Below are 245 nucleotides of genomic sequence, written 5' to 3' on the forward strand. Positions count from 1 at the left end.
TTGGTTTTGTTTGGAGAGTTTGATCCTGGCTCAGGACGAACGCTGGCGGCGTGCTTAACACATGCAAGTCGAACGGTGAAGGGGCCTGCTTTTGTGGGTCCTGGATGAGTGGCGAACGGGTGAGTAACACGTGAGTAACCTGCCCCCTTCTTCTGGATAACCGCATGAAAGTGTGGCTAATACGGGATATTCTGTGCCTGCTGCATGGTGGGTGTGGGAAAGATTGCGCCCTTTTTGGGTGTTTT

The 245-nt window shown here is 52.7% G+C and carries 1 rRNA gene; it reads left to right on the forward strand.

Features of this window, described 5'->3' with window-relative positions:
* Positions 1–7: 7 nt before the first annotated feature.
* Positions 8–245: ribosomal RNA gene (locus HMPREF2883_RS00725) — 16S ribosomal RNA — on the forward strand; the annotation flags it as partial.

The organism is Actinomyces sp. HMSC075C01, from assembly GCF_001812965.1.
GTDB classification, from domain to species: Bacteria; Actinomycetota; Actinomycetes; order Actinomycetales; family Actinomycetaceae; genus Actinomyces; species Actinomyces acetigenes.